General features: G+C 74.0%; 17 protein-coding genes. 4 read left to right on the top strand and 13 right to left on the bottom strand.

Going from position 1 to position 16,864, the window contains the following annotated elements:
• The first annotated feature begins 49 nt into the window (after positions 1 to 49).
• On the top strand, positions 50 to 1,231 hold the full coding sequence (locus tag AB0J97_RS11875) for an FAD-dependent monooxygenase (protein WP_364087334.1): 1,182 nt from the start codon (positions 50 to 52) through the stop codon (positions 1,229 to 1,231).
• 3 nt (positions 1,232 to 1,234) lie between these two features.
• Here the strand turns inward: AB0J97_RS11875 and AB0J97_RS11870 are convergent, their stop codons facing one another.
• A complete protein-coding gene (locus AB0J97_RS11870) occupies positions 1,235 to 1,783 on the bottom strand; it encodes a hypothetical protein (protein WP_364087332.1) in 549 nt (182 codons plus the stop codon).
• Positions 1,784 to 1,898: 115 nt separating this feature from the next.
• Here AB0J97_RS11870 and AB0J97_RS11865 point away from each other — a divergent pair, with 115 nt between their 5' ends.
• Positions 1,899 to 2,870, top strand: a complete 972-nt coding sequence (locus AB0J97_RS11865) for an alpha/beta hydrolase (protein ID WP_364087330.1) — start codon at positions 1,899 to 1,901, stop codon at positions 2,868 to 2,870.
• Between the two features lie 62 nt (positions 2,871 to 2,932).
• Here the strand turns inward: AB0J97_RS11865 and AB0J97_RS11860 are convergent, their stop codons facing one another.
• The 10 genes from AB0J97_RS11860 to AB0J97_RS11815 form a co-directional block, all read right to left on the bottom strand.
• Positions 2,933 to 3,910: an alpha/beta hydrolase gene (locus AB0J97_RS11860; RefSeq protein ID WP_364087328.1), complete on the bottom strand. Its 978-nt coding sequence runs from the start codon at positions 3,908 to 3,910 to the stop codon at positions 2,933 to 2,935.
• An 11-nt stretch (positions 3,911 to 3,921) separates the two neighbouring features.
• The gene (locus AB0J97_RS11855; protein ID WP_364087326.1) at positions 3,922 to 4,992 is read right to left on the bottom strand and encodes an aryldialkylphosphatase; all 1,071 of its coding nucleotides are present in this window, start codon (positions 4,990 to 4,992) and stop codon (positions 3,922 to 3,924) included.
• Entirely contained in the window at positions 4,989 to 6,062 is a 1,074-nt protein-coding gene (locus AB0J97_RS11850) for a phosphotriesterase (protein ID WP_364087324.1), read from the bottom strand. Before AB0J97_RS11850 ends, AB0J97_RS11855 begins: the two co-directional genes overlap by 4 nt.
• Before the next feature lie 45 nt (positions 6,063 to 6,107).
• Complete coding sequence (locus AB0J97_RS11845; protein WP_364087322.1) at positions 6,108 to 7,622, bottom strand: aldehyde dehydrogenase (NADP(+)); 1,515 nt, start codon at positions 7,620 to 7,622, stop codon at positions 6,108 to 6,110.
• Positions 7,615 to 9,087, bottom strand: a complete 1,473-nt coding sequence (locus AB0J97_RS11840; protein WP_364087320.1) for an FAD-dependent oxidoreductase — start codon at positions 9,085 to 9,087, stop codon at positions 7,615 to 7,617. The genes AB0J97_RS11845 and AB0J97_RS11840 overlap by 8 nt, the downstream gene beginning before the upstream one ends.
• Complete coding sequence (locus tag AB0J97_RS11835; RefSeq protein ID WP_364087318.1) at positions 9,080 to 9,379, bottom strand: (2Fe-2S)-binding protein; 300 nt, start codon at positions 9,377 to 9,379, stop codon at positions 9,080 to 9,082. Before AB0J97_RS11835 ends, AB0J97_RS11840 begins: the two co-directional genes overlap by 8 nt.
• The gene (locus tag AB0J97_RS11830) at positions 9,376 to 10,623 is read right to left on the bottom strand and encodes an FAD-dependent oxidoreductase (RefSeq protein WP_364087316.1); all 1,248 of its coding nucleotides are present in this window, start codon (positions 10,621 to 10,623) and stop codon (positions 9,376 to 9,378) included. The genes AB0J97_RS11835 and AB0J97_RS11830 overlap by 4 nt, the downstream gene beginning before the upstream one ends.
• Positions 10,624 to 10,663: 40 nt before the next feature.
• A complete protein-coding gene (locus AB0J97_RS11825; protein WP_357707978.1) occupies positions 10,664 to 11,665 on the bottom strand; it encodes a proline racemase family protein in 1,002 nt (333 codons plus the stop codon).
• Entirely contained in the window at positions 11,662 to 12,567 is a 906-nt protein-coding gene (locus AB0J97_RS11820; protein WP_357707977.1) for a dihydrodipicolinate synthase family protein, read from the bottom strand. Before AB0J97_RS11820 ends, AB0J97_RS11825 begins: the two co-directional genes overlap by 4 nt.
• 70 nt (positions 12,568 to 12,637) lie before the next feature.
• Complete coding sequence (locus AB0J97_RS11815; RefSeq protein WP_364087313.1) at positions 12,638 to 13,957, bottom strand: aminopeptidase P family protein; 1,320 nt, start codon at positions 13,955 to 13,957, stop codon at positions 12,638 to 12,640.
• Between the two features lie 216 nt (positions 13,958 to 14,173).
• Here AB0J97_RS11815 and AB0J97_RS11810 point away from each other — a divergent pair, with 216 nt between their 5' ends.
• On the top strand, positions 14,174 to 14,374 hold the full coding sequence (locus AB0J97_RS11810) for a hypothetical protein (RefSeq protein WP_357707974.1): 201 nt from the start codon (positions 14,174 to 14,176) through the stop codon (positions 14,372 to 14,374).
• Between the two features lie 107 nt (positions 14,375 to 14,481).
• Entirely contained in the window at positions 14,482 to 15,717 is a 1,236-nt protein-coding gene (locus AB0J97_RS11805; protein ID WP_364087310.1) for an acyltransferase family protein, read from the top strand.
• Here AB0J97_RS11805 and AB0J97_RS11800 read toward each other — a convergent pair.
• Together AB0J97_RS11800 and AB0J97_RS11795 are read right to left on the bottom strand one after the other, a co-directional pair.
• Positions 15,700 to 16,656 carry a TauD/TfdA family dioxygenase gene (locus AB0J97_RS11800; RefSeq protein WP_364087308.1) on the bottom strand — a complete coding sequence of 319 codons (957 nt, stop codon included), beginning with the start codon at positions 16,654 to 16,656 and terminating at the stop codon, positions 15,700 to 15,702. The two genes, AB0J97_RS11805 and AB0J97_RS11800, sit on opposite strands and share 18 nt — an antisense overlap.
• Before the next feature lie 80 nt (positions 16,657 to 16,736).
• Complete coding sequence (locus tag AB0J97_RS11795) at positions 16,737 to 16,859, bottom strand: putative leader peptide (RefSeq protein ID WP_357707970.1); 123 nt, start codon at positions 16,857 to 16,859, stop codon at positions 16,737 to 16,739.
• Positions 16,860 to 16,864 lie beyond the last annotated feature (5 nt).

The following is a 16,864-nucleotide window of genomic DNA, read 5'->3' as shown; positions in this document are numbered from 1 at the left end:
GATACTCTCTGTGCTGAATTGATTACTTTCTGTCGCTAGGGGAGCTAGTGTGAAGGTCGCCTGCGTCGGCGGTGGACCCGCCAATCTGTACTTCTCGATCCTGATGAAGACGGTCGACCCGTCCCACGAGATCACCGTCCATGAGCGCAACCCGGCCGGGGCGACCTACGGCTGGGGCGTGACCTACTGGGACGACCTGCTCAAGAACCTGCGCGCCGCCGACCCCGAGTCCGCGGACGTCATCCGCGAGAACTCGATCCGCTGGGACAGCTGGGCCACCCACATCCAGGACCGCGCGACGGTGACGCTGACGGAGTCGGACGAGGGCTTCGGCATCTGCCGTCACCGCCTGCTCGACATCCTCGCCGACCGCGCCCGCTCCCTCGGCGTGCACATCGAGTACGGCCGCGAGATCGCAAGCCAGGACGAACTGGACGCCGAACTGGTCGTGGCCGGCGACGGCATCAACAGCGCCCTGCGCGAGCCGCACGCCGACCACTTCGGCACCGAGGTCGCGGTCGGCCGCAACCACTACATCTGGCTCGGCACCACGAAGGTCTTCGACGCCTTCACCTTCGCCTTCGTCGAGACCCCGCACGGCTGGATCTGGTGCTACGGCTACGTCTTCAGCGAGGACCACAGCACGTGCGTCGTCGAGTGCTCCCCCGAGACCTGGAAGGGGCTCGGCCTCGACCAGGCCGCCGAGGCCGACGGCCTGGCGCTGCTGGAGAAGCTCTTCGCCGACATCCTCGACGGCCATCCGCTGATCGGCCGGGCCCACACCGACGGCAGCGCGTACTGGCTGAACTTCCGCACGCTGACCAACCGCACGTGGTATCGCGACAACCTCGTCCTGATCGGGGACGCCGCGCACACCACCCACTACTCCATCGGCGCGGGCACCGCCCTGGCCTTCGGGGACGCCGCCTTCCTGGTCAACGCGCTGAACCAGGAGCCGGAGCTGGACGCCGCGCTGGCCCGCTACGACCGCGAACGCCGTGCGGCGATCCGCCCGCACCAGAAGTCGGCCCGCCTCAGCGCCCAGTGGTACGAGAACCTGCCGCGCTACATCGACCTCCCGCCGGTCGAGTTCATCGCGCTGCTCGGCCAGCGGCACTCCCGGGTGCTGCCGCACCTGCCGCCCCGGCTGTACGTCCGGCTCGACCGCGTCCTCAGCTGGTTCGGCGGGGGCGGGTTCGACAGGAGCGACCAGGAAGCGCCGCCCGAGTGAGGATCAGGGGAAGTCCTTCGGGTTCACGGGGCTCGTGCGCGCGTTGCCGCCCCTGATCGGGTTGAGGGTCAGGGTCCAGATGGTGTACTGCGTGGAGGTCGTGCGGAAGCGCAGCCGGTCGTTGAACTTCTGGTAGCTCGCGGCCCTGGTGAAGCGGCCCTTCGAGGTGCTGAACCGGTAGCCGGTCGTGAAGTAGATGCGGTACGTGCCGTCCCTGACGTCCCGGATGCGGGCCGTGGATCTGGCGCGCACGTAGATGCTGACGGCCTTGGTCCTGCCCTTGACGATGGTGACGACGCCGTCCTTCGACGTGCCGTTCTTGATCTTGAGTGTGCCGCGGCCGCCGCTGAGGCGGTCGTAGATGATCCGGCCGTTGGCCGGGCGGGAGGCCGCGGCGGCCTGGACGGCGGAGGTGGTCCGGGCGGCGGAGGCGGTCTGGAGGCCCGCCGCGGTGGCGCCGGCCGGGGTGGTGGTCAGCAGCGTGCCGGTCAACGCGACGGCCGCCACGACCCCTGCGCGTAACGGGGTCGCTTCGAGAAGTCTCTTCACCATGGTCTTCTCCTTGGGGGGACATGGTCAGACTGATCGCGTACCCGTGTATATCAGGACAGAAAGCTTCTACGCTCGTAGACTTTAAGGCGTCCGTTCATCTCCGAGAGGCGGCACGATGAGCCACGTCCCCGTCCCCTATGACCCTGAGCTGGCGGAAGGTCTCGCGGCGTTCCTGACGGCGGTCGAGAGCGTGCCGCTGCGCGCGGACACCATCCTGCGCAACCGCGAGATCTTCGCCGGGCTCATCCCGCCCATGGAGGAGATCGTCGCCGGCCGTCCCGTCGAGTGGTGGGACGTGGACGTGCCCGGCCCCGAGGGCGCCCCCGACGTCACCCTCACGGTCGTCCGTCCCAAGGGCGGCCCCGCGCCCGGCGCGGCGGCCGTGTACGAGATCCACGGCGGCGGCATGATCCTCGGCAGCCGGTTCTTCGGCATCGAGAGCCTGATCCAGGCGGCCCTGGAGCACGGCATGGTCGGCGTGACGGTCGAGTACCGGCTGGCCCCCGAGAACCCGGCGCCGGCGGCGGCCGAGGACTGCTACGCGGGCTTCGTCTGGACCGCCGCGCACGCCCGGGAGCTGGGGTTCGACCCGGGCCGCCTGGTCGTGTCCGGCTTCAGCGCGGGCGGCGGGCTCACCGCGTCGGTCGGCATCATGGCCCGCGATCGGAACGGCCCGTCCGCCTCCGGCCTCTACGTCGGCGCGCCCATGATCGACGACCGGAACTCGACCGTGTCGAGCCTCCAGTACGACGGCATCGGCGCCTGGGACCGCAACAACAACGACACCGCCTGGACCGCCCTGCTCGGCGAACGGCGCGGCACCCCGGACGTGCTGCCGCACGAGGTTCCGGCGCGGGCGTCCGACCTGTCGGGGCTGCCGCCGGTCTTCATCGAGGTCGGGGCGGCCGAGGTGTTCCGCGACGAGGCGGTCGAGTTCGCCGGCCGCATCTGGGCGACCGGCGGGCAGGCGGAACTGCACGTGTGGGCGGGCGGCCACCACGGCTTCACGGGCACACCGGGCGCGCGCGTCTCCCGCGCCGCCCTGGAGACCAAGCACTCCTGGTTCCAGCGAACCCTGGATCTCTGACCCCACCGCGGCGGCCCCCGCCGGGCCGTGCCGCCGGGTGCCGGAGGCTGGAAGACGGGGGTTCAGAGGGTGAGGGTGCGGCGGAGCCAGGAGAGGCGGGTGGCGAGGGCGGCGCGGGTGATCTCGTGGTCCGGTGCGAAGATGTCGAAGCCGTGGAAGGCGCCGCTCCAGATGTGCAGCTCGGCCTGACCACCCGCGGCCCAGATCCGCGACGCGTACGCCACGTCCTCGTCGCGGAACAGCTCGGCGGCCCCCGCCTCGACGAACGCGGGCGGCAGCCCCGACAGGTCGGCGGCCCGCGCCGGGGCCGCGTAGCAGGAGACGGCGGCGTCCGGGTCGCCGGCCCGGTCGCCGAGCAGGGCCTGCCAGCCCAGCAGGTTCAGGGCGCGCGGCCAGGTGCCGAGGCCGTCGTACTGGTGGCTGGAGACGGTGGTGTTGAGGTCGTCCAGCATCGGGCACAGCAGGAGCTGCCCGGCCAGGTGGGGGCCGCCGCGGTCGCGGGCCAGGAGGGCGACGCCGGCGGCCAGGCCGCCTCCGGCGCTGCCGCCCATGACGACGACGCGTCCGGGGTCCACGCCGAGTTCGGCGGCGTGCTCCGACATCCAGGCCAGCCCGGCGTAGCAGTCCTCGACCGGCGCCGGGTGGGGGTGCTCGGGGGCCAGGCGGTACTCGACGTTGACGGCGACGACGCCCAGTGCCTCGACGAGCGCGACCAGGCGCGGGAAGTCCATGGCCCGATGGCCGGTGATCATGCCGCCGCCGTGGATGTTGAACAGCCCGGGTACCGGGGCCGCCGGGCGGCGCGGGCGCAGCACGGTGACCTCCAGGTCGGGCGCGCCGGCCGGGCCGGGGACGAACCGCTCCTCGGCGTCGATCTCCCGGTCGCCGATCACCTCGGCGACGGGCGGCATGGGCATGGCCGCGCCGGCCGCGCGCATGAGGGGGATGGTCTCCAGGGTCGGGGCGGGGCCGTCGGGCCGGGGCATGCCGTCCAGGACCGCGGCCAGCGCCGGCTCGAAGGGGACGGGGGTGGGGGGCATGGTTCTCCTGGTCACTGCGGGGCTGCGAAGGCGAGGGCCCGTGCCGGGTTCTCGACCATGATCATGTGGATGGCCTCGGCACTGACGCCGAGGCGGCGCAGGGCGGGCAGGAAGTGGCGCGGGATGTAGTCGTAGCCCTTGCCGCCGTACCTCTTGAGCTGGATCTTCTGGCAGACGTCGTGGCCGAGCACGATCTGCCGCGCGTAGCCCCGTTCGACCAGGTCGGCGATGCCGCGCAGGACCTTGTGGTCGCTGCCCAGGACGAGGTGGCCCCACGGGCTGCCGGGCGCGGCCAGGAAGTCGAACTCGACGAACACGCCCCGGGCGAGCAGGCGTTCGGCGAACTCGGGGCCGGACAGGACGTCCACGCAGTGGCCCAGGACGACGTTGCCGGGGGCGACGCCCTCCTCCTGGAGGATGTCGAGCACCCGGAACTTCTCCTCGCCGACGCCGCCGACGTGGAAGGTGACCGGCGCGCCGGTGACGCGGGAGGCCCGTCCGGCGGCGCGTACGCTCTTGAGCTCGCCGTCCGTCAGCGGCGCCGACTCCGCGCCGACCTCGCCGATGATGCCCGCGCGGACGCCGGTGCCGTCGGCCCCCAGCACGACGTCGCGCACGATGACGTCGGCCAGCTCGTCCACGGTGCGCCCGGCCATGTCGGCCGGATGGAACGTCGGGGTGTACCAGCCGCCGCCCATGACGATGTGCAGCCCGCTGGCCCGCGACAGCCGCAGCAGCGCCTCCGGGTCCCGGCCGAGGCCGATGGGCGAGACCTCGACCATGGTGCGCCCGCCGCTGTGGGCGAAGGCGAGGGTCTCGGCGAGCATCTCGTCGAAGTCGCCCAGCAGGTCGTTGTCGGCGTTCGGGCCGCCGTGGCGGACGCGCGCGAGGGTGTCCAGGGTGAGCGGCTCGGCCGCCGCGGGCGCGTCCTCGCCGGGGCGGCGGGACCGGGCGGGCCTGCGCAGGTCGACGAAGATGTGCTCGTGCATGGACGTCTGCCCGAGCAGCGCCGGGTCCACCGGGCCGGCGACGGTGAGCGCCTGTCCGGCCAGGTTCGGGATGGGGAAGGGGTAGCGGCTCACGAGCCCGCCTCCTCGGTCCTGAGCGCGAGCAGCCGCCTCGGGTTGCGCACGGTGACGGTCTCGATCAGCTCGTCGTCCGCGCCGAGCATCCGCAGGTACGGGACGAACTGCCGCAGGACGAACGCGTACCCGCCGCCGCCGTAGGCGAGGAGCTGCGACTTGGCGCGTACGTCGTGCGAGAGCAGGAGGCGTCCGGCGTGGCCGCGGCGGGCGAGTTCGAGCACGGCCGCGGCGACGTCCTGGTCGTCGGAGACGCTGAGCGCGGTGGGCAGCCTGCCGAGCTGGTCGAACTGCACGAAGACGCCGCGTTCGAGCAGCGGTTCGAGCTCGTCGGGACGCGGGGAGAGCGCGTCGCAGTGCCCGACGGCCACCCGCGCGAGGTCCGCGCCCTCCTCGGCGAGCAGGTCGAGGACGCGCTGCTGGACGGCGGGGTCGTCATCGCGGGCGAGCGAGACGGCGGCGCCGGTGGCCGCCGACGCGCGGGCCGCCGCGACCAGCAGCGCGCGCTCGGCGGGCACGCCGGGGTCGAGCGCGGCCAGCTCGCCGATGACGCCGGCGCGCACGCCGTCCACGCCCTCGGTGAGGTCGCGGAGCAGCTCCTCGGTCAGCTGCTCGGCGGCGTCCCCGCCGGTGGGGAGGCCGGTCCGCGCGGGGTGGTGCCGGCCGCAGCCCATGACGACGGTCAGGCCGGTCGCCTCGGCGAGCCGGCGCAGCCCGGCCGGGTCGCGGCCGAGCCCGTCGGCCGTGAGGTCCACCACCGTGCCACCGCCGGCCTCGCGGAAGGCGGCGAGCTCGGCGGCGGCCAGGCCCGCGTCGCCGAGCAGCAGGTCGTCCCGGTTGACGGCGCCCATGCCGACCTCGCCCAGCAGGTCCATCGTGAGCGGCGCGCGGTAGAACCGCAGCGTGCTCGCCGCCGTCGGACGGACGCGGCCGGCACGGGCCCAGGCTTCGGGCGTGTCGTCGGTCGGGGCGAAGTCGCTCAGCAGGTGCTCGTGCGGCAGGACCGCGCCCAGCGAGGCCGCTGGGACCTCGCCGGTGACGGCCACGACCGTGGAGTCGGTGGTGGACACACGAGCAATATAGCCCCAGAACGTCTACAAGTGTAGATAAAAGCCTCAGGCGACTCCGTCCACCATCCGGGGGACGCCGAGCGGGTTGGCCTCGCGCAGTTCCGGCGGCAGGAGGGGGTCAGGGGTGTCCTGGAAGCACACCGGGCGCAGCCAGCGCTCGATCGCGGTGCCGCCGACCGAGGTCGAGGTGCTGGTCGAGGCCGGGTACGGCCCGCCGTGCTGCATCGCGGGCGCGACCGACACGCCTGTGGGCCAGCCGTCCACGACGACCCGTCCGGCCAGCCCGGCGAGCCTGGCCACCAGGCCGGCCGCCGCGCCCTCGCGCTCGTCGGCCCCCAGGTGCACGGTCGCCGTGAGGTTGCCGGGCAGCGCGTCGAGCACCGCGTCCCGCTCGGCCTCCGAGCCGTACCTGGCCACGACGGTGACCGGCCCGAAGCACTCCTCCAGCAGTTCGGCGTACGCGTCCCCGTCCGCGAGCCGTCGCGCCGCCACGGTCAGCACGCCCGGCCGGACGGCGAGCGGCGCGGCGTCGTCCTCGCCCGCGGGCAGCGCCTGCGTGACCCCGGGCAGCAGGGCGCGGGAGCGCACGCCGTCCAGGAAGGCCGCCCGCATGCGCGGGTCGAGCAGCGGTCCGGCGGGGACCGCGGCCGTGACGACGGCGTCGAGCACCGCGTCGCCCGCCGGGCCCGCGGGCAGCAGGACCAGGCCCGGCTTGACACAGAACTGGCCGAGCCCCTGGGTGTAGGAGGCGGCCAGGCCCGCGCCGATCTCGGCCGCCCTGGTCCCGGCGGCCCGCTCGGTCACCACGACCGGGTTGAGGCTGCCCAGCTCCCCGTGGAACGGGATCGGCCGGGGACGGGCGGCGGCCAGGTCGTGCAGCGCCCGCCCGCCGCGTACCGAGCCGGTGAAGCCGACTGCGGCGGTCAGCGGGTGCCGGACCAGCTCCGGACCCGCCTCGAAGCCGTGGACCAGGCCCACGACGTCGGCCGGCAGCCCGGTCTTCTCCGCGGCGGCGCGCAGCGCGCGGGCGGTCAGGACGCTGGTCGCCGGATGGTCCGGATGCGCCTTGACGACGACCGGGCAGCCGGCGGCCAGCGCGCTGGCGGTGTCGCCGCCCGGCACGCTGAAGGCCAGCGGGAAGTTGCTCGCCGCGAACACCGCGACCACGCCCAGCGGCACCTTGTAACGCCGCAGGTCGGGACGGGGGGCCGGGCGGGCGGCCGGGTCGGCGTGGTCGATGATCACGTCCAGGAAGGCGCCCGACTCGGCCACGTCGGCGAAGGCGCGCAGCTGGTAGCAGGTGCGGGCCAGCTCGCCGGTGAGCCGTACCCGGCCGAGCGCCGTCTCGGCGTCGGCGGTCGCGATGATCTCCTCGCCGCCCTCCTCCAGCAGCGCGGCGGCGGTACGCAGCAACTCGGCGCGTACGGACCGGTCGGCCAGCGCCGGGGCGGCGGCGGCAGCGGCGCGTACGGCGCGGTCCACGTCCTGCGGCGTCGACTCCGCCGCGACGCGCCCGCGGGACTCCCCGGTACGCGGATCGACGCTCAGCACGTCACTCACGGTCTTGTCCTCTTTCGTCTTCGTCGGGAGTTTCGTCGGCGAGGGCGGCCAGCTCGCCCAGCGGCACCGGGGCCGCCAGGCTCCGGGTGGACAGCGGGCGCAGGTCGGCCGCCGTGCTCTCGCGGCGGCTCAGGCAGGCCGCGACGCCGGCGGTGGCGAACCCGCACACCCGTCCCTGGCACCAGCCCATGCCCGGCCTGGCCAGCATCTTCAGGGTGCGCGGGTCGTCGGCCCCCAAATCGTCGTGGGCACGGCGAAGGTCGCCGTAGGAGACCTCCTCGCAGCGGCAGACCAGCGTCCCGTCCCGCAGCCAGGTCGTCCAGGCGTGCGGCACGGGGTAGGTCCGGTGCATGGCCGCGGCGAAGCGCCGTCCGCGGGCGATCGACCGGCGCAGGCGGCCCATCAGCGCCGGGTCGGCGCGGCGGCCCAGCGTACGGGCCAGGGCCAGGGCGCTCAGCCGGCCCTCCTGCCGGGCCAGGACGGCGCCGCCGACGCCGGTCGCCTCGCCGGCGACGTACAGGCCGGGGACGCCGGTGCGCTGGAAGGCGTCCACGATGACGACGAGCGAGCCGTCGACGTCCTTCCTGGTGTCCGCGCCGAGCATGAGCGGCAGTTCGAGCGAGGGCGTGAAGCCCCAGCCGAGCGCGACGAGGTCGACGGGGACCTCGCTGACCGGCCCGGCCGGGCGGCCGTCGCCGCCGATCCCGCTGAGCCGGACCGCCTCGACCCGGTCCTCGCCCAGGATCTCGGTGACCACGGTCCTGGTGCGGTACGGGACGCGGTGGCGGGCCAGCAGCGCGGCGTACTGGAGCGCCTCCAGCCCCTTGGCGGGCACCGACGCGGCGCCCCGGAGGTCGCGCAGCCACCCGAGCGTGGCGTTGGCCTCGGCGACGGCCGCCACCCGCGCCCCGGCGGCGGCCAGGCCGGTGGCGACCGGCAGCAGGAACGGCCCGGTCCCGGCGACCACCGCGCGGCGGCCCGCCAGGGTGCGCTGCCCCTTGAGCAGGGCCTGCACTCCCCCGGCGGCCATCACGCCGGGCAGGTCCCAGCCGGGGACGGGCAGTTGCCTGTCGTAGCCGCCGGGGCACAGGATCAGCGCGCGGGCGGTCACCGTCGTGCCGGCGGCCCCCTCCTCGGGGACGGTCGGCGTCGTGCGCAGCGTGAACGTGCCCTCGCCGTCGCGGGTGGCCAGCCAGACCTGGTGGCCGGGCAGGTAGCGGACCCGTCCGGCGGCGGTCAGGGCGCGCAGGCGGTCGCGGAGCCGGGTGAAGACCGGCCAGCCGTGGTGTCCGGCGGCGTCGCCGGGGCGGGCGTGGCGTTCGTCGTAGTGCCGCCAGAACTGGCCGCCGGGCTGGCCGGCGGCGTCCACGAGGGCCACCCCGAGCCCGGCCTCGGCGGCCTCGACGGCGGCGGCCAGCCCGGCCGGCCCCGCGCCGACCACGGCGACGTCGTACGGCTCACGCATGATGCCCTCCCCGCTCGCCGGCATCCTGTTCGCCGTCTTCCTGGGCGGGGGTGTCGTCGCCGAGGCGCATGCCGTCGCGCGCCGGGACCAGGCAGGCGCGCAGGTCGGGGACGCCGTCGACGGTGATGAGGCAGTCGAAGCAGATGCCGATGCCGCAGAACAGGCCGCGCGGCCGGCCCGCCCCGCGGGTGGTGCGCCAGTCGAGGATGCCGGCCGCGACCAGGGCGGCCCCCACGCTCTGTCCGGGCTCGGCGGGGACGCTCTCGCCGCGGAAGGTCATCTGGTGGGTCATCGGGGCGCCTCCTCGGTCGCGGAAGACCCGGTCCCGGAGACGCCGGTCGGGGGCGCCCCGCCGCCGAGGGCCTCGGTGTCAGAAGCCTCCGCGTCAGGGGCCTCGGCGTCGGGGAAACGGTCGGGGGCGAACGGGGTGAGGTCGAGGTCAGGGGTGCGGCCGGTGAGGGCCTGGGCGATGAGCTTGCCGGTGCCCGCCGACAACCCGATGCCCGCGCCCTCGTGCCCGCAGGCGTGCCACAGTCCGGGCGCGCGCGGGTCGGGCCCGATCACCGGCAGATGGTCCGGGCAGTACGGCCGGAACCCCAGGTACGTGCGCATGGCGCGGACGTCCCGCAACATCGGGAACAGCGCGATCGCCTTGGCCGCCAGCGCCCCGGCCGCCGCCGGGGAGAACGTGCGGTCGAAGCCGACGCGCTCCCGGGAGGCGCCGATGAGGATCGTGCCGCTGCCGGTGCCCTCCACGACGGGCGAGGTCTGCAGGGCGGCGTCGGAGCTGGCCACGTCCCCGACGTACTCGGCGGCGTAGACCTTGTGGCGGATCGTCCGGGGCGGCATCGGCTGGGTGACCAGCACGAACCCGCGCCGGGGCAGCACGGGCACGTCCACCCCGGCCAGGGCGGCGAGGTCGCCGGCCCACGTGCCGGTCGCGTTGAGCACCGCCCCGGCGGGCAGGTCGCCGGACGTGGTGCGCACGCCGGTCACGCGGCTCCCGTCGCGCAGGAACCCGGTGACGCCGGTACGGGTACGCACCTCGGCGCCGTGCGCGCGGGCCAGGCGCAGCAGGTGGGCGACCACCAGCATGGGCTGGACCTGGGCGTCCTGGGGGTAGAAGGCGGCACCGGCGAGGCCGGGCGCGAGGTGCGGCTCGTAGTCGCGCAGCTCCTGCGCGGCCACGTCGCGCACCTCGACGCCGTGGCGGCGCTGGTGCTCGCCCAGCTCGCGCAGCGAGGCGAGGCCGGCCCCGGACGAAGCGACGACCAGGCCGCCCTTGGCCTCGAACTCCCACGACCCGGCGTGCTCGGCCAGGTCCTCGCGCCACACCCGCTGGGAGTGGAGCGCGAGGTCGAGCTCGGGCCCGGCCTCCTTGTCGGACACCAGCAGGTTGCCCTCGCCCGCGCTGGAGGTGCCGCCGGCGATGGCCGCGCGCTCGACGACCACCACCCGCAGCCCGGCCAGCGCGGCGAAGTAGGCGCTGGCCGCGCCCACCACGCCCGCGCCGACCACGACCAGGTCGGCGCTCACCGGGTGCCCTTCGCGCCGCCCGCCCGCGGGCCGGACCGGCTCACAGCAGGAACCCCGCCGGGAACGGGTCGGTCGGGTCGAGGTGGAACTGCGAGGTGCCGGTGACCCAGGCGCGGCCGGTGATCGAGGGCAGCACGGCGGGCAGCGGGCCGACCGTGGTCTCGCCGAGCAGCCGCCCGGTGAAGCGGGTCCCGATGAACGACTCGTTGACGAAGTCGTCCCCGAGGGCCAGCTCGCCCCGGGCGTGGAACTGGGCCATGCGGGCGCTGGTGCCGGTGCCGCACGGCGAGCGGTCGAACCAGCCGGGGTGGATGGCCATGGCGTGCCTGGACAGCTGCGCCGTCGAGCCGGGGGCGGCCAGGTAGACGTGGTGGCAGCCGTTGATGTCGGGACGTTCGGGGTGGACCGGGCGGTCGTGCTCGTTCACGGCGTCCATGATCGCCAGCCCGGCGGTCAGCAGGTCGCCGGCGCGGGCCCGGTCGAAGGGCAGGCCCAGGTCGGCCAGCTCGACGAAGGCGTAGAAGTTCCCGCCGAAGGCCAGGTCGTAGGCGATCTCCCCGAAGCCGGGCACCTCGACTTTGCGGTCCAGCGCGTACGCGAAGGAGGGCACGTTCTGGATGGTCACCGAGGTCGCCGCGCCGTCCTCGACCGCCACGGACGCCACCACGAGCCCGGCGGGCGTGTCGAGCCGGATCGTGGTGACCGGCTCGACCACGGGCACCATCCCGGTCTCCACCAGGACGGTCGCCACCCCGATCGTGCCGTGGCCGCACATCGGCAGCAGCCCGGAGACCTCGATGAACAGCACGCCGTAGTCGGCGTCCGGCCGGGTCGGCGGCTGGAGGATCGCCCCGCTCATGGCGGCGTGGCCGCGCGGTTCGTACATCAGCAGCGTGCGGACGTCGTCGCTGTTCTCCATGAACCACAGCCGGCGCTCGGCCATGGTCGCCCCCGGGATCGTGCCGACGCCGCCGACGATCACGCGGGTGGGCATGCCCTCGGTGTGGGAGTCGACGGCGTGGAAGGTGCGGCGTGATCTCACTTGTAGCCCTTTTCCAGGACGGTCTCGGTGTCGGCGGTGATGCGGGCGACCAGTTCGGGCGCGAGCGGCAGGCGCGGCGGACGGCAGGCGCCGCCCTTGCGCCCGGCCAGGTCCATGGACAGCTTGATCGACTGCACGAACTCGGGCTTGGAGTCCCAGCGCAGCAGCGGGTGCAGGTCGCGGTAGACGCGCAGCGCCTCGGGCAGGTCGGCGGGGTCGCCCGAGGTGGCCAGCCGGTACAGGCGGGTCGTGGACTCCGGGATCATGTTCGGGTAACCGGCGATCCAGCCGACGGCCCCGGCGAGGCCCAGCTCCAGCAGCACGTCGTCGGCCCCGATGAGCAGGTCCAGGTCCGGCGCCAGCTCGGCGATCTCGTACGCCCTGCGCACGTCCCCGGTGAACTCCTTGACGCCGACGACCAGGCCCTCGTGGAACAGCTCGGCCAGCAGGGCGGGGGTCAGGTCCACCTTGGTGTCGAACGGGTTGTTGTAGGCCACGACCGGCAGCCCGGCCTTGGCGACCTCCCGGTAGTGGGCGACGACGGCCTCGCGCGGGGCCCGGTAGGCGTTCGGCGGCAGCAGCAGCACGGACGTGGCCCCGGCCTCGGCCGCCTGCTCGGCCCAGCGGCGGGCCTCCATGGCGCCGTACGCGGCCACGCCCGGCATGACGCCGAACCCGGCCGGAGCGGCCTGGACGGCGGTCTCGACGACGCGGGTCCGCTCCTCCGGCGTGAGCGTCTGGTACTCGCCCAGCGAACCGTTGGGCGTCACACCGTCACAGCCGCCCGCGGCCAGGAACCGAACGTGTTCGGCGAACCCGTCGTAGTCCACGGAGAGGTCGTCGTGGAAGGGCAGGGCCGTCGCGACGTGGATGCCGCGCCACGGTGTGGCGGAGGTGGTCATGCTGAGGTCTCCTCACTGGGGATTTTCGAGATTATGCGGTGTGATGTCACGGTGATGTCACAGCGGCTACCTACCCGGCGGCCATCCACTTCTCCAGGCCGTCGGCGTCCAGGGGCAGCGCGGCCGACAGCACGTCGGCGCCCTGTTCGGTGACCAGCAGGTCGTCCTCGATCCGGACGCCGATCCCGCGCAGCTCCGGCGGGACGGTGAGGTCGTGCGCGTGGAAGTACAGGCCGGGCTCGACGGTGAGCGCCATGCCGGGGGCCATGACGGCGTCCTGGTAGGACTCCTGGCTCGCCCGGCCGCAGTCGTGCACGTCCAGGCCCAGGTGGTGGCCGACGCCGCAGACCAGGTAGCGGCGGTGGTGCTGCCCGGCGTCGGACAGCGCCTCGTCCACCGAGACCGGCAGCAGGCCCCAGTCGGCCAGGCCGTGCGCGACGACCTCCATGGCGGCGTGGTGGAAGTCGCTGAAGCGGCGGCCGGGGGCGACCGCGGCGAGCGCGGCCCGGTGGGCCCGTTCGACCAGGTCGTGCACCTGCCGCTGGGCCGGGGTGAAGCGGCCGGAGACGGGGAAGGTGCGGGTGACGTCGGCGGTGTAGCAGCTCTCCGCCTCGACGCCGAGGTCGAGCAGCAGCAGTTCGCCGGGGACCACGGGGCCGTCGCAGCGCACCCAGTGCAGCGTGGGCGCGTGCGGGCCGCCGCCGACGATGGAGGGGTAGCCGGGGCCGTTGCCGTACGCGCGGGCGTACCGGTCGAAGGTGCCCTGGAGCCACCGCTCGCCGCGCCCGGCGACGGCGGCGGGGATCTCGCGGACGACGGCGGCGAACCCCTCGACGGTGCGGTCCACCGCCTCGCGGAGCTGCCCGATCTCCCAGTCGTCCTTGTACATGCGCAGCTCGGCGAGGACCCGGCGGGCCTCCTGGTCCTCGGTGACCTCCATGGTCAGCTCGGCCAGCGGCCGGACCCGGACGCCCAGCGCCTTCGCCCAATCCTCCGGGCCCGGCGCGGCGCCCACCCACAGCTCGCCGTACCTGGAGTCGGCGAAGAACGCCGGATCGCCGGGAACGGCGGGCGGCGGCAGGTAGAGGGTGGCCTCGGCGCCCTCCAGCACGACGACGGCGTTCTCGATCTGGCAGCCGGTCAGCCAGACGAAGTCGCTGGCGGCGCGGAAGTCGTAGGCCATGTCGTTGCTGCGGATCGGGGCCTGCCCCGCGGCCAGCACGACGGTCCGGCCGGGCAGCGCCTCGGCGAGCCTGGCCCGGTGGACGGCGGCGGCCTCGGCCGCTCCGGGCACGACGGGCGGTGTGCGGTCGGGGGTGCCCCAGCCGGTGTTCATGTACGCGGTGAAAGCGGGGATCTCGGACAGCCTCGGGGGCCTGCCGTCACGCACCGATGACTCTCCTTCCATAGGGCTCAGTAATGTGTGGCATTGCACTGAACACTAGGACGACGGAAAGCCGCCGCCAAGAGGTGACCGGAAAAATCCGCATTCTGTGACAAACGCTCGGCTACTCTTCGGGGGCCACGCGATCAACGCACACCGCTGTCATCACACACAGAGCCCCGCGGCGGGACAAGCGCGGCGGGACGAGAGACGGGAAGAACGATGACCTCTTGGATCCTCATCGTCGCCGGCGTGCTGCTGGCCCTGGTCGGCGGGCTGTGGGCCCTCCAGGGGCTGGGCGTGGTGGGCGGCAGCGTGATGACCGGCGACGCCACCTGGGCGGTGATCGGGCCGCTGGTGCTCCTGGTGGGCGTCGCCGTCGTGGTGATCGGCCTGCGCCTGCGGCGTTCGCCGTCCCGCTGAGCGCGGCGGGCGACCCGCTCACGGACAGAGCCGAGGGCGATGCGGGCCGTGCGCTCGCGGGGGTCAGGTCGCGGATGACCTGCGACAAATAGCCTAGAATCCGACAGATGTCCCCCGCCCCCACCCGGCTGGCCTGGTTGGACGCCCTGCGGGGGCCGGCCGCGCTGGCCGTCACCGCGCACCACGCCGGCTGGTCCTTCGTCCCCGCCGTGTGGGCGGTCGTGGACCGCAGGATCGACCTCGGCACGTGGGGCGTGTTCGTGTTCTTCCTGGTCAGCGGCTACATCATCCCGGCCTCCCTGGAACGGCGCGGCGACCTGCGCGCCTTCTGGACCGGCCGGGCCCTCCGCCTCCTGCCGCTGCTGCTGGCCGCCCTCGGCCTGGCCTTCCTGCTCGGCCTCGCGGGCCTGCTCCCCCTCGACCCCCGCCTCGGCGAACGTCCCGCGCCCCTGGTCGCGCTCGGCAACCTGACGATGTTGCAGGAGCTGCTCAACCTGCCGCCCGTCATCGGCGTGACCTGGACGCTCTCGTACGAGATGGCGTTCTACCTGATCAGCGTGGGGCTGTTCGCGACCGGTCAGGCCCACAGGTCGGCGGGGATCGCCGTGTCCCTGGCGGCGCTGGCCGTGCCGGCGGGGCTGCTGCTGCCGGGCGCGTCGATCAACGGCGGGGCCGACCTGGTCGCCGCGCTGCTCGCCCTCGCGGTCGTCGCGGCGATCGCGGTCACCGTCCTCGGACGCGGCCGGGCCCGTACGGCGGCCGCCGTGGCGGGCGGGCTGCTCGGGCTGGCGCTGGTGGTCCTGGGCAGCCGGGCGGGCACCTGGCAGGGCGTGATCATCCTGGCCGCGATGTTCGCCGGGACCGCCGTTCACCGCGCCGAGCAGGGCACGATCTCCTGGCGGACCGCCGGTCTGGCCGCGCTGGCGGTGCTGGCCTGCGGGATACCCGCCAAGGACGACCCGGGCTGGGCGCCCGCGCTCGTGCTCGCCTTCGCCGTGTTCGGGCTGGGGCTGGCGTTGCGCCACAGGGCGTTCCCGCGGGTGCTGACCCGGCTCGGCGTGATCAGCTTCTCCGTCTACCTGCTGCATCCCCTGCTGCTGCGCCCGCTGCCGAACCTGCCGCTCTACTACGTGGTCCTGATCCCGCTGTGCCTGGTGACGTACCACGTGGTCGAGGCCCCGGCGCAGCGGCTCGGCCGCCGGTTGATCGCGTCGCGCACCCCCCTCCCAGAAGTGGGGACCGACGCCGCGGGCGGGCACCCCCCAGCCCCCGCCCGCGCGTCCGGTGCCGCGAGCGGGTCCCGCTCGCGGAGGTGGCCGCCGTCGTCAGGCGACCACGAGTGACTGCGCCCTGAACTCCCTTCCGGCCACGATCTCGGAGACGAACCCGTCGGGTCCGACGGGACGGTCGCCGATCAGCGTGACCCGGTGCAGCGTGCGCGGCACGTCGAGGTGGTCGAGGTCGGACGGGGCGAGGTGGGCGGTGGCCCGGTTGTCCCAGAAGGCGACGCTGCCGGGACGCCAGCGGAACCGCACGGTGTACTCGGGCCGGGTGAGCTGCTCGTACAGCAGGTCGAGAATGCGGCGGCTCTCCACGGCCGACAGGCCCACGATGTGGTCGGTGAAGCCGGGGTTGACGAACAGCGCCCGCTCACCGGTCTCCGGATGCACCCGCACCACCGGGTGCACGGAGATCAGCAGGTTGTCGTTGATCCGCTTGACCAGCTTGCCGTCCTCGTCGGCGGACTGGTAGCCGGCCAGGAAGCGGTGCTCGGCGCGCAGGCCGTCCACCAGGTCGCGCAGCGGCGCGGACAGGCCCTCGTAGGCGGCGACCAGGTTCGTCCACTGGGTGTCGCCGCCGAACTCCGGCACGGTCTCGGCCCGCAGGATCGAGGCGGCGGGCGGGTTGACGGCGGCGGTGACGTCGGTGTGCCAGCCGGAGAAGTAGGAGTAGCGCCGCCGCTGGTAGAGCTCGCGGTAGTTGACGCCGTAACGCTTCTCGTACCGGCGGGGGTCGATGGTGAGGATCTGCGGGAACTCCTCGGGCGGCGCGTCCTCGTGCGGGTGGGCGTGGGTCAGCTCGCCGAACTGGCGGGCGAAGGTGATCTGCGCGGCGTGGTCGAGCTCCTGCCCGTGGAAGAACACGACCTTGTACGCGAGCAGGGCCTGCCGGATCTCCTCGACCACGGACGGGTCGAGCGGGTGGGCCAGGTTGACGCCGCTGATCTCGGCGCCGATGTGCCCGGCGACGCGCCGGACGGTGAGAACGCTGGTGGTCGACATGGTCGGGCCACTCCTCTGAGCTTCGGGGAAGGTCTGGGGGAAGGACGCTCGGGCGTCCGAGGAGAGCGGGGACCCGGAGGTCACCGCATGGCACAGAGCGCGCTCGCCTGCCGCCGGAGGTCGACGTGGAGGCGGGCCACCAGAAGGCTCTTCACGCCTTTGATCCTGCGCGAAATTTCCCACAAAAGCAATAGGTAATACATGAAAG

The sequence above is a fragment of the Nonomuraea sp. NPDC049607 genome (assembly GCF_040675375.1).
GTDB lineage: Bacteria > Actinomycetota > Actinomycetes > Streptosporangiales > Streptosporangiaceae > Nonomuraea.
This window is presented reverse-complemented; position numbering and strand designations above follow the sequence as displayed.

What these genes read in the sequence shown, in the direction of transcription:
- AB0J97_RS11835 (WP_364087318.1), bottom strand. Translation starts at nt 9,379, where the DNA reads ATGACCCACCAGATGACCTTCCGCGGCGAGAGCGTCCCCGCCGAGCCC.
- AB0J97_RS11840 (WP_364087320.1), bottom strand. Translation starts at nt 9,087, where the DNA reads ATGCGTGAGCCGTACGACGTCGCCGTGGTCGGCGCGGGGCCGGCCGGG.
- AB0J97_RS11820 (WP_357707977.1), bottom strand. Translation starts at nt 12,567, where the DNA reads ATGACCACCTCCGCCACACCGTGGCGCGGCATCCACGTCGCGACGGCC.
- AB0J97_RS11870 (WP_364087332.1), bottom strand. Translation starts at nt 1,783, where the DNA reads ATGGTGAAGAGACTTCTCGAAGCGACCCCGTTACGCGCAGGGGTCGTG.
- AB0J97_RS11800 (WP_364087308.1), bottom strand. Translation starts at nt 16,656, where the DNA reads ATGTCGACCACCAGCGTTCTCACCGTCCGGCGCGTCGCCGGGCACATC.
- AB0J97_RS11805 (WP_364087310.1), top strand. Translation starts at nt 14,482, where the DNA reads ATGTCCCCCGCCCCCACCCGGCTGGCCTGGTTGGACGCCCTGCGGGGG.
- AB0J97_RS11865 (WP_364087330.1), top strand. Translation starts at nt 1,899, where the DNA reads ATGAGCCACGTCCCCGTCCCCTATGACCCTGAGCTGGCGGAAGGTCTC.
- AB0J97_RS11860 (WP_364087328.1), bottom strand. Translation starts at nt 3,910, where the DNA reads ATGCCCCCCACCCCCGTCCCCTTCGAGCCGGCGCTGGCCGCGGTCCTG.
- AB0J97_RS11810 (WP_357707974.1), top strand. Translation starts at nt 14,174, where the DNA reads ATGACCTCTTGGATCCTCATCGTCGCCGGCGTGCTGCTGGCCCTGGTC.
- AB0J97_RS11795 (WP_357707970.1), bottom strand. Translation starts at nt 16,859, where the DNA reads ATGTATTACCTATTGCTTTTGTGGGAAATTTCGCGCAGGATCAAAGGC.